Raw genomic sequence first — 13,652 nt, 5'->3', positions numbered from 1 at the left:
CCACCTACGCCAGGAGGCGCCCGGTGACCATTGCTGCGGCCTGCCCGCGCTGTCTCGGACCGCTGCGTCCACCCGATCTGTGGAGCAGCCAGTGGCGGTGCGACGATCACGGGGAGGTGAGTCCCTACCGCACCGCCGTGTCGTCGCGGGAACAGGCGCTCCACGCGCTGTCGAAGACCTCGACGGTCCCGATCTGGTTGCCGCAGCCGATGCCGGTCCACTGGTACGTCAGCGGCGTCGGCTGGGCCGGTGACGAGCGTACCGGGCCGCGTGCCACGGCAGTCGCCGCCGCCGGGCCCTCTCCGTTGGGCGGGCCGGCCGAGATGGTGCTCGTCGCCGAGGCGCCTCGGGTGGGACTCGGCGCCCGGCTCGCGGGCATCAGCGGTCCCGATCCCGAACCGCTGCCCGGCGTACCGGAGGCGAAGGTAGAGGCCGCCGGGCATCCCACGGCGCTGTGGCCGCTGGTCGTACCCCCCGATCGGGCGGCGTTCGTCGGGGAGGCCCGGGGGGTGTGGCTGTGGCTGGTGCTCTGGCCGGCCGACGCGGCCCTGCTCCTGCTGGAACACCTCGTGCTGCGGGACCTGCGCGACGATCCGCAGCTCGGCGAGCGGTCGTTCTTCGGTGCATCGAGCCAGCACCTGTCCGCGGGGCCGCTGCCCGGGCGGTGAGCCGCCATGGTCACGCATCCCCGGCTCCGCATCCCCGGCTCCGCATCCCCGGCTCCGCATCCCCGGCCGCTGGGGGACCTGCCGCACCCGCCCGTAAGCTCGCTCACCATGACGGACGCCGCTGCCCCCCGCACACCCTCCCGGGGAAGCCTCGGTGCGGTGGCGCCGCAGCCGCTGCGGGTCGAACCCGCCGAGGTCGACCGCAACCGGCTGGCCGTGATCGTCAACCCGAGCGCGGGTCACGGGCGGGCGATGCGGATGCTCGACGGCGTCCGCGTCGAGCTCGCGCGCTGGGCGCGGGACGTCCGGGTCACCCCGACCCGCGACCTCGCCCACGCGGACGATCTCGCGGCGGCGGCCACCGCCCAGGGCCGGGTCGTGGTCGCGCTCGGGGGCGACGGCCTAGCTGGCTCGGTGGCAGGGGGGGTGGCCCGCTGCGGCGGCGTGCTCGCGGTGCTCCCCGGCGGGCGCGGTAACGACTTCGTGCGTGGTCTCGGCCTGCCCCGCGACCCGTGCCGCGTCGCGGCCGGGCTTGCGCACGCCCGGGAACGCCGGGTCGACCTGCCCGAGGTCGGCGGCCGGCCGTTTCTCGGGATCGCGAGCGTTGGCTACGACTCCGACGTCCAGGTGATCGCCAACCGGACCCGGTTCCTGCGCGGCCAGCAGGTCTACACCTACGCGGCGCTGCGGGCGCTGGCCGCCTGGCGCCCGGCGCGCTTCACGGTGACGGTGGACGACCTCGCGCCTCGGGACCTGGTCGGGTGGACGGTTGCGGCGGCGAACTCGGCGTACTACGGCGGCGGGATGCGGTTCGCCCCCGGGGCGGACATCGCCGACGGGCTGCTGGACGTCCTGCTGATCTCGCGCACCTCCCGCCTGACGTTCCTGGCGCTGTTCCCGCGGGTGTTCTCCGGGCGTCACGTCGACACCCGGCACGTGCGGGTGCTGCGGGCCCGGCGGGTGCGCATCGAGGCCGACCGGCCCTTCGCCGTCTACGCCGACGGCGATCCGCTGGCGTCGTTGCCGGCGGAGATCGTCGTGCGCCCCGGTGCCCTGCGGCTGCTCGTGCCGGTTATTCCGGCGTCCTGAAGCCGGATTCCGGCGCCGGGCGGTCGGGTCCGGCCGCTGTGGATTCGGCCGCTGTGGATTCGGCCGGGTCCGCGGTCTCGGGCCTCGGCGTGGTCTCGGGTGTCAGTGTGATCTCGGGGGTCGCATGATAGTCGATGCGGCCGGCTGCCTGGGGATAGTGCAGGTCGAACGCCGGGCGTTCGGAGCGGATGCGCGGCAGCGTCCGGAAGTTGTGCCGCGGCGGGGGGCAGGAGGTCGCCCATTCCAGCGAGTTCCCGTAGCCCCAGGGGTCGTCGACGACGGCGAGTGGGCCCTTGCGGTAGGAGTGCCAGAGGTTGTAGATGAACGGCAGCGTCGAGAGGGCGAGCAGGAACGAACCCGCGGACGAGATCGTGTTCAGCGTGGTGAACCCGTCGTTCGGTCCGTAGTCGGCGTACCGGCGGGGCATACCCTGCACGCCGAGCCAGTGCTGCACCAGAAACGTCGTGTGGAAGCCGAGGAAGACCGTCCAGAAGTGGATCTTCCCGAGCCGGTCGTTCATCAGCCGGCCCGTGACCTTCGGGAACCAGAAGTAGGTGCCGCCGTAGGCGGCGAACACCACGGTCCCGAAGACGACGTAGTGGAAGTGGGCGACGACGAAGTAGCTGTCGCTGACGTGGAAGTCGATCGGCGGGCTGGCCAGCAGTACCCCGGTCAGACCACCGAACAGGAAGGTCACCAGGAAACCGATCGCGAACAGCATCGGCGTCTCGAAGGTGAGCTGCCCGCGCCACATCGTGCCGATCCAGTTGAAGAACTTGATCCCGGTCGGTACCGCGATGAGGAACGACATCAGCGCGAAGAAGGGCAGTAGCACCGCGCCGGTGACGAACATGTGGTGCGCCCACACCACGACGGACAGGGCTGCGATGCCGATGGTGGCGAAGACCAGACCCTTGTAGCCGAACAGCGGCTTGCGGGAGAAGACCGGCAGGATCTCGCTGATGACGCCGAAGAACGGCAGGGCGATGATGTAGACCTCGGGGTGGCCGAAGTACCAGAACAGGTGCTGCCAGAGCAGCGCGCCGCCGTTGGCGGCGTCGAACACGTGCGCGCCGAAGCGCCGGTCGGCCTCCAGGGCGAGCAGCGCCGCGGCGAGCACGGGGAAGGCGATCAGCACGAGGATCGAGGTCGCCAGGAAGGTCCAGCAGAAGATCGGCAGCCGGAACATCGTCATGCCCGGGGCCCGCATCGTCAGGATCGTCGTGATCATGTTGACGGCGCCGAGGATGGTACCGACACCGGAGACCGCGAGACCCACGATCCACAGGTCCGACCCGGCCCCCGGCGAGTACACCTTGCTGTTCAGCGGCGAGTAGGCGAACCAGCCGAAGGACGCGGCGCCGTTCGGGGTCAGGAACCCAAAGATCACCGTCAGGCTGCCGAACAGGAAGAACCAGTAGGACAGCGCGTTCAGCCGCGGGAACGCCACGTCCGGCGCGCCGATCTGCAGCGGCACGAGGAAGTTCGCGAACGCGAACGCCAGCGGGGTCGCGAACATGAGCAGCATCAGCGTGCCGTGCATCGTGAAAAACTGGTTGTACTGCTCGTTGGAGAAGTACTGCAGCCCCGGGCGGGCGAGTTCCGCCCGCATCATGATGGCCAGGACACCGGCGAAGAGGAAGAACCCGAACGACGTGACGGCGTACAGGATGGCGATGTCCTTGTGGGACGTCGTCCGCAGATAGCCGAGCAAAGGGGTACGTGGCCTGGTGTGCGCGGCGACGATATCCGCTGGCTGCGTCCCGGTATCCGCCGCTCCGCCCGGTTCTCTCGGTTGGTGTAGAATCGTCACGTTCGGCTCCCGATGTTCGTCGTCCGCGCGGCGCCAGAAGGCGTGTGGAAAGCGGCGGACGGGCCGGGGAAAGGCTAACGTGGCGACCGGTGTCCTGGCCGTAGAACCGTCGAGTTTCTTCGGATTTATTCGCGATGCGCAGGCCAGTGAGGCCACCCGGTGGTCGAATTCCCGCGCCTTTTCCGATGAATCGGGTGGAAATCGGCCGGCAGGGCGCGGGCCGGCAGTGCGGGCCGGCAGGGCCGGAGCGTGCCGCCGCACGCTCGCTCTCAGGCCGGCCGCGCGCCGGGCCGCCCGTTCTCGACCACCCAGGTGGCATCCGTGGACGTGGGCGAGTGGCGATGGGCGATGTCGGCGACGACCCGCATGTCCGCGCGCCATTCGTCCGGGGTGACGCGAACGCGCGTGTAACCTCGCCGGTCACCGCGAAAATACCGGACATGCGGGTTGAGTCGGGCATTGTTCTGCCGGATGAAGTCCTCGCTGACGAGGAAGAAGGCCGAGCTGATCGAGGTGCAGACGAACTCCGTCGCGACGACCGGCGTCTCGGGCCGGTCGAAATCGACCCGGAGGTCGTTTACCCAGGCGCAGTGGATGTCACCGGAGAGCACCACCGGGTTGCGCACGCCGCTGTCGCGGATCTCCGACAGCAGCCGGGTCCGGTAGGGGCCGTACCCGTCGTTCTGATCCAGGTTGGCCAGCCGTGGTCCCTCGCCGAGGGGTAGCTGCCCGTTCAGCTGGGCCATCATCGTCTGCTGGGCGAGGACGTTCCAGCGGGTCCGCGACGTGGTCAGGCCGTCGCGCAACCAGCGTTCCTGGGCGGCGCCGGCCATCGTGCCGGCCGTGTTGTCCCGGCCCAGGGATGCGAGCCCGATGCCCTGCGGGGAGTCGCCGGGCTGCCGGGTCCGGTACTGCCGGGTGTCCATGACGTTGAACGTCACCAGGTTCCCGAACACGAACCGCCGGTAGATCCGCATGTCGGGCGATCCCGGATTCAGCTCCGCGCGGATCGGCATGTGTTCGTAGTACGCCTGGTAGGCGGCGGCACGCTGGCGGGCGAACACCGCAGGGTCCTGCCGTTGCTCCCCGGCGTCGCCGGCCTCGTCGATCAGTCCGGCGTAGTTGTTCTCGACCTCGTGATCGTCCCAGGTGACGACCCAGGGGGCCACGTGATGAGCGGCCTGCAGGGCAGGATCGGACTTGTACTGGCCGTACCGGTTGCGGTAGTCCGCCAGCGTCTGGAGTTGGTCCAGACCGGGCCGCTGCGGGGTGGTGTGCCGCCGGTCCGGGTAGTTGCTTTTCGGGTCGTACTCGTAGATGTAGTCGCCGACGTGGACGACGAGGTCCGGCGCGTCGGTGGCGATGCCGTCGAGGGCCGGCCAGTACCCGTTCTGGAAGTCCTGGCACGAGGCCAGCGCGAAGGTCAGGGCACCGCCGGTCGATTCCGGTCCCCTCCCAGGTGCCGCGGCCGTCCGGGTCCGGCCGACTGGACTGAGCACGGTGCCGGCACGGAACCGGTAGAAGTAGTCACGCTCCGGCGCGAGTCCGCGGACGTCGACGTGGACGGAATGCGCGAACGCCGTCTGCGCGGTCTGCGTGCCGGCGCGCACCACATCGCGGAAACCCTCGTCCGTCGCGATCTGCCAGTCGACCTCAATGTCCCGCGTGGGCATGCCGCCGCCCTCGGTCGGCCTCGGCGCGAGCCGGGTCCAGAGGATGACGCCGTCCGGCAACGGGTCGCCGCTGGCGACCCCGAGCCCGAAGACCCCGTCGGTGACGCCCGCGATCGGGGTGGGTGCCCGCAGGGTCGGCGCGGGGGCCGGGATCGAACCGCCGGAGCCGCCGCAGGCCGCCAGGCTCGCCCCGCCCAGCGCGGCGCCCGCCAGCCCGAGGCCGCCGAGCAGGACGGCACGGCGACGTGGATCGGCCCCCGGGTTCGTCCCGTGGCCGGACCGGGCGGCGGCGCGAGGACCGGTGCCCGGATCGGCGCGTGCCGACGGATCGGTGCCGGCCGGTCGACCAGTCTGACCGGTGGCGGCTGACGGCGAGCCGGTGGCGGCTGACGGCGAGGGCGCCCGCGGGAATCGGCGGGAACGCGGAGAGCCGGCCGCGGCGTCACGGGTCACAACTGGATGAGAGTAGTGGAAACGGATGAACTCGCGGCCCGTTCACAGCGGATCACCCCCACGCCGGGGGTCAGCCGAGATGGACCTCCCGGCGGCCGGGGTCGCGCAGATCCGTCCCGGCCGCCAGCCACCGCTGGTGCAGCGCGTCCGGGCCGTGCACCCGCTTGTAGGCGGACTCGTTGGGGGTCATCGGAAGCAGGGGGAGAAAGCGGACAGGTGCGAGCCCGGTGGCGAGATCGGGGATGAGCCCGCCGGGCTCGCCGACGAGCACCGCGGTGAACGGTGCGCCGTCCCAGAGCGGTTCCCCGAGATCCAGGCCGGACCCGGGAGCCACCGGACGGCCCTCGACCGTCGGGACGGCGGCCAGCACGGCCAACCGCCGCAGCACGCTGTCGCGCCGCCCGCGCAGGGACAGCACGAGTTCGGCCCGCGGGCCGGCGGGGTCGCGCACGGTCGTCGTCGCCGCCGTCATCGGCTCCCGGGACATACCCAGGGTGAGATAGCGGATGACGCCCGCCTGGTCCGGGCCGAACCGCAGCACCTCGATCTGGTCGGTGCCGAGGAACGTGACCGCGGCCCGACCGGTGTCCGGTCCGAAGAGCGCCGCCGCATGCTCCTCGACCGATCGCAGGATCGCGCTGTCGCTCACCAGGCCGATGCCCCGCCACGTTGTTCCATACCTGCGATCGTATGGTCGGCAGTGATCCCGGGAACCGTCGTGGCCGGTGCGGGAGTTATCGTGGTGCGACGTTGGAGGGGTTCATGGCACAGATGCTGACCAAGGGCGGCAACGCCGCGTTGCCCACTACCGACGTCCGGGTCGAGATCGCCTCGTCGAGTCCGCTGGACATCGCGGCGATCCTGGTGACCATCCACGGCAAGGTGCGCACCGACGACGACTTCGTCTTTTTCAACCAGCCGACGGGTCCCGGGGTGCGTCTCGTACCGCCGTCCGCGCTGGAGTGCACGTTGGCCGCGGTCCCGCCGGAGATGGACAAGGTGGTCGTCACCGGGAGTCTCGACGGCAGCGGGCCGGCCACCTTCGCCGCCCTGCGCGGCCTGAGCATCGTGGTGCGGGACGCGCGTGGCGGCGCCGAGCTCGTCCGCTTCGATCCGTCCGGGCTGAGCAGCGAGACGGCGCTGATTCTCGTCGAGCTCTACCGGCGCGCCGGGACCTGGAAGGTGCGGGCGGTCGGCCAAGGCTACGCCTCGGGGCTGGCCGGCATCGCGACTGACTTCGGCATCACCGTCGACGACCCCGGCACCTCCGAGGCCGCGACGCAGGTCGTGCAGCCACCCGTGGCCCCGCCCCACCCGCAGGCAGCCCCGGCACCGTACGGCACGCCCCCGGGCGGTCGGCAGTGGGGTCCGCCGCCTCCCGCGCCGACCCCGGCGGGGGGCCCGCGCTGGGGGTCGCAGCCGGGCGGTCAGCAGTGGGGTCCGCCGCCTCCCGCGCCGGGAGCGCCCGGTCAGCCGCAGTGGGGGACACCGCAGCCCCCGCCCGGTCAGCAGTGGGGTCCGCCGCCGCCCCCGCCCGCTCAGCCGCAGTGGGGTCCGCCGCCCGCGCCGACCCCGGCGGGGGGCCCGCAGTGGGGGTCGCAGCCGGGTGGTCAGCAGTGGGGTCCGCCGCCTCCCGCGCCGGGAGCGCCCGGTCAGCAGGGTGGCCGGGTGAACCTGGACAAGGGGCGGGTATCGCTCGCCAAGGGGCAGAGCGTCTCGCTGGTGAAGACCGGCGCGCCGCCGCTCACCCGGGTCCGGATGGGCCTTGGGTGGGATCCGGCCCAGCACGGGAAGTCGATCGACCTCGACGCGTCCTGCATCCTGTTCGACGAGCGCGGCAAGGACGTCGACAAGGTCTGGTTCATGTCCAAGAAAGGCGCCCGGGGAGCCGTGCGCCACTCCGGGGACAACCTGACCGGCCATGGCGAAGGGGACGACGAGACAATCTTGGTCGATCTCGGTGCCCTGCCGGGGAACGTCGTCACCCTGATCTTCACGGTGAACAGTTTCCAGGGACAGACCTTCGTCGAGGTGCGTAACGCCTACTGCCGGTTGTATGACGATCTCACCGGGCAGGAGCTTGTCCGGTTCGACCTGTCCGACTCCAAGCCGTCCACCGGACTGGTGATGTGCCGGGTGCAGCGCGATCGCGGGGCTCCCACCTGGTCGATGACGGCGATCGGGGAGTTCCATGACGGCAAGACCGTCCGCGCCATGGTCAATCCGTCGAGGCAGTACCTGTAGGCAGTGCCTGTAGGCCGATCCCCGGCCCCGGAACGCCGGGCGGTTTGCCGGCGGCCCGCGCGACGGTGTTGATCCGGCCGACCTCTCCGGGTTGTGGGATGTCCCGGGCCGGGTAACCTCCGGCCGTGAACAGGTCTGCAGCGCCGTCGTGGGCCGGTGTGTTGCACTTCGCAGGCATCGCCCGGTGATGGGCATGGTCTCCCGCCCGGCCCCGTCCCGCGTCTACTGCCGCCGGCTGGCGGGCCTGCTCGTCCTGGACCCGAACGGCGACCAGGTCGGCAGGGTGCGCGATGTGATCGCGACGCTGCGACTCGGGCATGAGCCGCCCCGCGTCCTGGGCCTGGCCGTCGAGGTCCAACGCCGACCGATCTTCGTGCCGATGAGCCGGGTCACCGGGGTGGAGTCGGGCGCGGTGGTGCTGTCCTCGGCCCGGCTGAGCTGGCGGCGTTTCCAACAGCGCCCGAACGAGACCCGGGTGCTCGGCGAGCTGCTCGACCGGCGGGTGACGCTCATCTCGTCCGGTGTCGAGGTGACCGTCGTCGACGCCGCGATCGAACTGGTCCGCGGCGGCGACTGGGTGCTCGACCAGGTGGCGGTGCGGGTCGGCCGGGGCCGGCGCGGCGAGGTGAAGACGGTTGCCTGGGACGAGGTCACCGGCTTCTCGCTGCCCGAGGAGGGGCAGGGGGCCGCGAACCTGCTCGCTGCGTTCGAGAAGCTGCGGCCCGCCGACCTCGCGTCGCTGCTGCATGACCTGTCCGAGAAACGGCGCGCGGAGGTCGCCGCCGCCCTTGACGACGAGCGGCTTGCCGACGTCCTCGAGGAGCTGCCGGAGGACGAGCAGGTCGAGCTGCTCGGGGGACTCGCCGACGAGCGGGCCGCCGACGTGCTGGAGGCGATGGGCCCCGACGACGCGGCGGACCTGCTGGGCGAGCTGCCCGCCGACGACGCGGAGCGTCTCCTGCGGCTGATGGAGCCCGACGAGGCCGCCGGCGTGCGCCGTCTGCTGCTCTACGCCGACGACACGGCCGGCGGCATGATGACCAGCGAGCCGGTCGTGCTCGCCCCGAACGCGACGGTCGCCGAGGCGCTGGCCCGCATCCGCGAACCCGAGCTTTCCCCGGCGCTCGCCGCGCAGGTCTACGTGGTGCGTCCGCCCTACGAGACGCCCACCGGCCGCTACCTCGGTCTCGCCCACTTCCAGCGGCTGCTGCGTGAGCCGCCGGCGACCCTGGTCGGTGGCGTGATCGACGTCGACATCGCCTCGCTGCGGCCGGAGACCCCGCTGGCCGAGGTCACCCGTCATCTGGCGTCCTACAACCTGGTGGCGGCACCGGTTCTCGACCGCGCCGGCCGGCTCGTCGGCGTCGTCACCGTCGACGACGTGCTCGACCACCTGCTTCCCGCGAACTGGCGGGAGCGACAGCTCGACGCGGACGTGGATGCGCGGGCGACCCCCGGGGCACTGACTCCGCCCGCCGCGGGCGACGTGGAACCAGGCTCCCGCGGTGAGGCGGGCAGCTCCCCGGCCGCCTCATGAGACGTCTGGGAGGTCTGGGAGGTCTGGGACGTCTGGGAGGTCTGGGAGGTCTGGGACGCCGCCGGCCGCGAGGCGCCCGCCTCGATCAGCCGCGGCTGTCCCGGCGGTCCGCCCTGCGCTCCGCCTACGAGCCGGACGCCTTCGGGCGGATCGCGGAGCGGGTGGCGCGTTTCATCGGCACGGCCCGGTACCTCGTTGCGCAGAGCGTCGTGATTGTGCTGTGGGTCGCTTACAACATCATCGCCCCGCAGTCCGTCCGGTTCGACAATTTCCCGTTCATCTTTCTGACGTTGGTCCTGTCGCTGCAGGCCGCGTACGCGGCACCGCTCATCCTGTTGGCGCAGAACCGCCAGGATGACCGGGACCGCGCGAACCTCGCCCAGGACCGCGAGCAGACCATCCGTAACCGCGAGGACACCGAATACCTCGCCCGCGAACTGGCCGCGATGCGCATCACGATCGGCGAGCTCGCCACCCGGGACTTTCTGCGTTCGGAGCTGCGGGGGTTGCTCGCGGAGCTGGAGGGGCCGGACGGTGACCGGGCGAAGGACCGCGACCGGGAACGCCGACGGCGGCGGGGGGGCGAGCGTTCGTTACGTCCGCCGTGATGATCGGGCCGGTGCGGCGGGCTGGTGCGAACGGCGGCCGCGCGCCGCACCGGCGGATACCCGGGTGCCTACCGCACGGTACCGCGGCAGAGCGTCAGCACCGCCATCGCGATCTCGACCCCACGAGGCCCCAGCTTGTCCGCCCAGATCGCGATGATCTCGTTCTCCCGGGCGTGCTGGATGCGAGGCCCGCCCTCGGCCGAGCGCAGCGCTTGGATCTGCTGGGACAGATCCCGCCGGGTCGCGACGAGATCACGCAGCTGAGCATCGATGTCATCGATGAGCTGTCGTCCCTCGTCGATCGAGGCGATGGCCGGCGCGGTGCTGGGGGCGTCGACGACGTTCTCCACAAGTGGGCCTTTCGGTCGGAGGCCCGGCGCACCCCAGGCCGAGACAACCCGGAGGCGGACCGGGCCTGGGTCTGGCGCTTGTGCCGCGTGAGATCAGCGGCGGAGCGGGGACCGTGCCCGGTCCCCATAAAACAGCCGTAGCGACGTGCCGTGACATGCGAGTCGGCGGCACGTGAGTCGACTGCACTGCATGGCAAGAGCATGCCAGCCGCGCGCCGATTCGTCCAGGAGCCTGATCTCTTGGGTACCCTCCACCCTGGCTCTTGGGTAACCCCCACCCCGACTAATCCCTCGCCTTGATTAACCCCTCGCCTTGATTAACCCCTCGCCTTGACTCGGGCGGCGCCGCCCGAGCGGGCGTCCGGTAACCGAGGCGAGGCCGGTAGAGACTATAGAGTGAGTGATGGCGCAACTGGAGCTCACCGGCCTGCCCCGCCGGCTTTTTTCCTGCACGCCGTCGCGGCTGGCGGCCTTCGAGGACTGCCCCCGCCGGTACCGGATGACGTATCTGGACCGGCCGCGGCCGCCCAAGGGGCCGCCCTGGGCGCACACCTCCTTCGGCGTCAGCGTGCACAACGCGCTGCGACGCTGGTGGGAGGGGGGCCGATCGAGCAACGGGTCCCACAGCGGGCCGCGGCGCTGTTGCGGTTGCTGTGGGTCGACGAGGGTTTCCGGGACGGTGAGCAGTCGTACCGGTGGCGCGAGCGCGGCGCGCGGATGGCGCATGACTATGTCGCGCACCTCGATCCGGCGGCCGAGCCGCGCGGGGTCGAGCGTTCGGTCGCGGCCCGTACCGAGGCGCTGGCCTTCTCCGGACGGGTGGACCGTCTCGACGACCGGGACGGGGAGCTGGTCGTCGTCGACTACAAGACCGGACGCCGGCCGGTCACCGACGACGATGCGCGATCGTCCCCGGCGCTCGCGCTCTACGCCCTGGCCGCCGGGCGGATGCTGCGCCAACCATGCCGGCGGGTCGAGCTGCACCACGTGCCCAGTGGGCGGGTCGCGGCCGCCGAGCACACCGAGGCGAGCATCGCCCGGCACGTGCGGCGGGCGGAGTCGGTCGCGGCGGACGCCGTGCGCGCGACGGAGGCCCTGCGGGCGGGTGAGGATCCGCAACGGGCGTTTCCGCCGAGCCCCGGCCCCCTGTGCTCGTGGTGCGATTTCCGCAGCCACTGCCCCGAGGGGCAGGCGGCCGGCCCCGAACGCCAGCCCTGGGACGCCCTCGGCGACGAGGGCGACGAGGACTGAGGCATCGGCGTACCAGGGCGCCGGCGACCGGCGGGTCGGCCCGGACACCGGGTCGGCCCGGACACCGGGTCGGCCCGGACACCGGGGCGCCGGACACCGGGCCGGGAGAGGCGTCATCATGAGACGGTGCCCGACCAGACCGCCACGCCCGCCCGGCCGCGGGTCTCCGCGAAGGCCGCGACCTTCACCGAATCGGTGATCCGGGAGATGACCCGGCTCGCTCTCGCGCACGACGCCGTGAACCTCGCGCAGGGCTTCCCCGACTTCGCCTGCCCGCCGCAGCTCAAGGAGGCGGCCAAGGCCGCCATCGACGCGGACGTGAACCAGTACGCCATCACGTGGGGAGCCGCGGAGTTCCGCGCCGCCGTTGCCGCGAAGGTGGCCGGAACCTACCCGGGCTGGTCGGTCGACCCCGACACCGAGATCTGTGTGACCTGCGGCTCCACCGAGGCGATGATCGCGGCGATGCTTGCGCTGGTCGACCCCGGCGACGAAGTGATCATGTTCGAGCCGTTCTACGAGAACTACGGCCCGGACGCGATCCTCTCCGGCGCCCGGCCGAAGCTCGTCCGCCTGCATGCCCCGGACTGGACGATCGACGAGGCGGAGCTGCGTGCGGCGTTCTCCGACCGCACCCGCGCCATCGTGCTGAACACCCCGCACAACCCGACCGGCAAGGTGCTGCGCCGCGCCGAATTGGACCTCGTCGCCGAGCTCTGCCAGCGCCACGACGCGCTCGTGTTCACCGACGAGATCTACGAGCACATCCATTACCTGGGCCCGGGCGGCCACATCCCGCCGGCCACCGTTCCCGGGTTGGAGGACCGCACCGTCACCATCAATGCGCTGTCCAAGACCTACGCGGTGACCGGCTGGCGGGTCGGCTGGACGATCGCGCCCGCCGCCTACACCTCGGCGATCCGCAAGGTGCACGACTTCCTCACCGTCGGGGCGGCGGCACCGTTGCAGGCCGGCGGGGTGGCGGCGATGAACCTGCCGCAGACGTACTACGTCGATCTCGCCCGGCAGTACCGGGAACGGCGGGACCTGCTCTGCGCGGCCCTCGCCCGGACCGGCTTCACCTTCCGGGAACCGGACGGGGCGTACTACGTGATGTGCGACACCCGCGCGCTCGACCCGGCCGGTGACGACGTGGCCTTCGCTCGCCGGCTGGCCACCGGGATCGGGGTCGCCACCGTTCCCGGCTCGTCGTTCTTCGCGGACCCGGCGGACGGCCGCCACATCATCCGGTTCGGCTTCCCCAAGAAGCTCACGACCCTGGAGGCCGCGGCGCGGCGGCTTGCCCGTCTCACCCCGGCGGCTACCCCGGCTACCCCGGGTTGAGGCCTGTCCCAGGCGGCTGGGGCATCGGGTAGCCGGCTTCGGCCGCCCGGGTATGCCCCGCGTGCAGCTCCCGGTCCAGCGCTGTCAGCTGACCGTGTGTCCCGCCGCGCAGCGATCGGCCGGCCAGTCGCGGGCGAGCGGCCATCTCATCGGGCGACGGCGGCGCGTACCGCCCGCGCAGGTATTCCCCGATCCACCGGGCCTGGGCGGCCGCGAGCCGCGCGGGACCCGCGACATGGAACAGCCAGGGAACCTCGAGATCGAAGACCTCGCCGAAACGGGCCGAGCCCGTCCCGGCCGGACCTAGCCGCGCCGCCGGGCCGGTGAGCACCACGGCCTCGAAAACGCCGAGCGGGTGGGCTTCGCCATCCGGCTGGGGAGCGCCATGCACCTCAAAAGGCGGACCGAGCGCGGCGGCTCCGACCAGGCGCAACGTAGCGGGAGTCACGGCGACGACACGATCAGTCAGATCGTGCGTGGCGAGTTCGGCGAGGGACGGCGGCGGCGCGGGGCCCTCGGAGAACGCGGTGACGGTCAGCCCACCGTCGGCGAGTGTGATTGTCGCGGCGGCTCCGGCGGCATCGAGACCGAGGACGGCGACACGGGGAAGACCTGGCACGTC

Annotated in this window: 11 protein-coding genes and 1 pseudogene; 7 read left to right on the top strand and 5 right to left on the bottom strand. The window is 71.8% G+C overall.

Translation table 11 applies throughout. From position 1 onward, the window contains the following. Positions 1–23: 23 nt before the first annotated feature. Both FRANCCI3_RS19320 and FRANCCI3_RS19315 read left to right on the top strand, forming a co-directional pair. Positions 24–668, top strand: a complete 645-nt coding sequence (locus FRANCCI3_RS19320; protein WP_035941931.1) for a DUF6758 family protein — start codon at positions 24–26, stop codon at positions 666–668. A 108-nt stretch (positions 669–776) separates the two neighbouring features. Beyond that, positions 777–1,757 (top strand): diacylglycerol/lipid kinase family protein, encoded by a 981-nt coding sequence (locus FRANCCI3_RS19315; protein ID WP_108913333.1) that lies wholly within the window; start codon positions 777–779, stop codon positions 1,755–1,757. On the opposite strand, the gene ctaD is transcribed toward FRANCCI3_RS19315, so the two are convergent. The 3 genes from ctaD to FRANCCI3_RS19300 form a co-directional block, all read right to left on the bottom strand. Further along, a complete protein-coding gene (gene ctaD / locus FRANCCI3_RS19310) occupies positions 1,741–3,570 on the bottom strand; it encodes an aa3-type cytochrome oxidase subunit I (RefSeq protein WP_011438195.1) in 1,830 nt (609 codons plus the stop codon). The two genes, FRANCCI3_RS19315 and ctaD, sit on opposite strands and share 17 nt — an antisense overlap. Positions 3,571–3,839: 269 nt before the next feature. After that, positions 3,840–5,696 carry an alkaline phosphatase D family protein gene (locus tag FRANCCI3_RS19305; RefSeq protein ID WP_011438194.1) on the bottom strand — a complete coding sequence of 619 codons (1,857 nt, stop codon included), beginning with the start codon at positions 5,694–5,696 and terminating at the stop codon, positions 3,840–3,842. Between the two features lie 70 nt (positions 5,697–5,766). Next, on the bottom strand, positions 5,767–6,345 hold the full coding sequence (locus tag FRANCCI3_RS19300) for a suppressor of fused domain protein (RefSeq protein WP_011438193.1): 579 nt from the start codon (positions 6,343–6,345) through the stop codon (positions 5,767–5,769). A gap of 113 nt (positions 6,346–6,458) precedes the next feature. Here FRANCCI3_RS19300 and FRANCCI3_RS19295 point away from each other — a divergent pair, with 113 nt between their 5' ends. The 3 genes from FRANCCI3_RS19295 to FRANCCI3_RS19285 all read left to right on the top strand — a co-directional run bounded on the left by FRANCCI3_RS19295 (position 6,459) and on the right by FRANCCI3_RS19285 (position 10,085). After that, positions 6,459–7,940 (top strand): TerD family protein, encoded by a 1,482-nt coding sequence (locus FRANCCI3_RS19295; protein WP_011438192.1) that lies wholly within the window; start codon positions 6,459–6,461, stop codon positions 7,938–7,940. A 193-nt stretch (positions 7,941–8,133) separates the two neighbouring features. Then, positions 8,134–9,477 carry a magnesium transporter MgtE N-terminal domain-containing protein gene (locus tag FRANCCI3_RS19290; RefSeq protein WP_011438191.1) on the top strand — a complete coding sequence of 448 codons (1,344 nt, stop codon included), beginning with the start codon at positions 8,134–8,136 and terminating at the stop codon, positions 9,475–9,477. Beyond that, positions 9,474–10,085, top strand: coding sequence for a DUF1003 domain-containing protein (locus FRANCCI3_RS19285; RefSeq protein WP_011438190.1), 612 nt, complete (start codon positions 9,474–9,476; stop codon positions 10,083–10,085). Before FRANCCI3_RS19290 ends, FRANCCI3_RS19285 begins: the two co-directional genes overlap by 4 nt. A gap of 68 nt (positions 10,086–10,153) precedes the next feature. Here the strand turns inward: FRANCCI3_RS19285 and FRANCCI3_RS19280 are convergent, their stop codons facing one another. After that, entirely contained in the window at positions 10,154–10,435 is a 282-nt protein-coding gene (locus FRANCCI3_RS19280; RefSeq protein WP_011438189.1) for a chorismate mutase, read from the bottom strand. A 403-nt stretch (positions 10,436–10,838) separates the two neighbouring features. Between FRANCCI3_RS19280 and FRANCCI3_RS19275 the strand changes: the two are divergent. Further along, a pseudogene (locus tag FRANCCI3_RS19275) lies at positions 10,839–11,686 on the top strand (RecB family exonuclease). Between the two features lie 126 nt (positions 11,687–11,812). Then, the gene (locus tag FRANCCI3_RS19270; protein ID WP_011438187.1) at positions 11,813–13,030 is read left to right on the top strand and encodes a pyridoxal phosphate-dependent aminotransferase; all 1,218 of its coding nucleotides are present in this window, start codon (positions 11,813–11,815) and stop codon (positions 13,028–13,030) included. Here FRANCCI3_RS19270 and FRANCCI3_RS19265 read toward each other — a convergent pair. Further along, entirely contained in the window at positions 13,017–13,649 is a 633-nt protein-coding gene (locus FRANCCI3_RS19265) for a hypothetical protein (protein ID WP_011438186.1), read from the bottom strand. The two genes, FRANCCI3_RS19270 and FRANCCI3_RS19265, sit on opposite strands and share 14 nt — an antisense overlap. Positions 13,650–13,652 lie beyond the last annotated feature (3 nt).

Source organism: Frankia casuarinae, from assembly GCF_000013345.1.
GTDB lineage: Bacteria > Actinomycetota > Actinomycetes > Frankiales > Frankiaceae > Frankia > Frankia casuarinae.
This window is presented reverse-complemented; position numbering and strand designations above follow the sequence as displayed.

Coding starts and splice junctions, on each gene's coding strand:
- FRANCCI3_RS19285 (WP_011438190.1), top strand. CDS start 9,474: ATGAGACGTCTGGGAGGTCTGGGAGGTCTGGGACGTCTGGGAGGTCTG.
- FRANCCI3_RS19315 (WP_108913333.1), top strand. CDS start 777: ATGACGGACGCCGCTGCCCCCCGCACACCCTCCCGGGGAAGCCTCGGT.
- FRANCCI3_RS19295 (WP_011438192.1), top strand. CDS start 6,459: ATGGCACAGATGCTGACCAAGGGCGGCAACGCCGCGTTGCCCACTACC.
- FRANCCI3_RS19290 (WP_011438191.1), top strand. CDS start 8,134: ATGGTCTCCCGCCCGGCCCCGTCCCGCGTCTACTGCCGCCGGCTGGCG.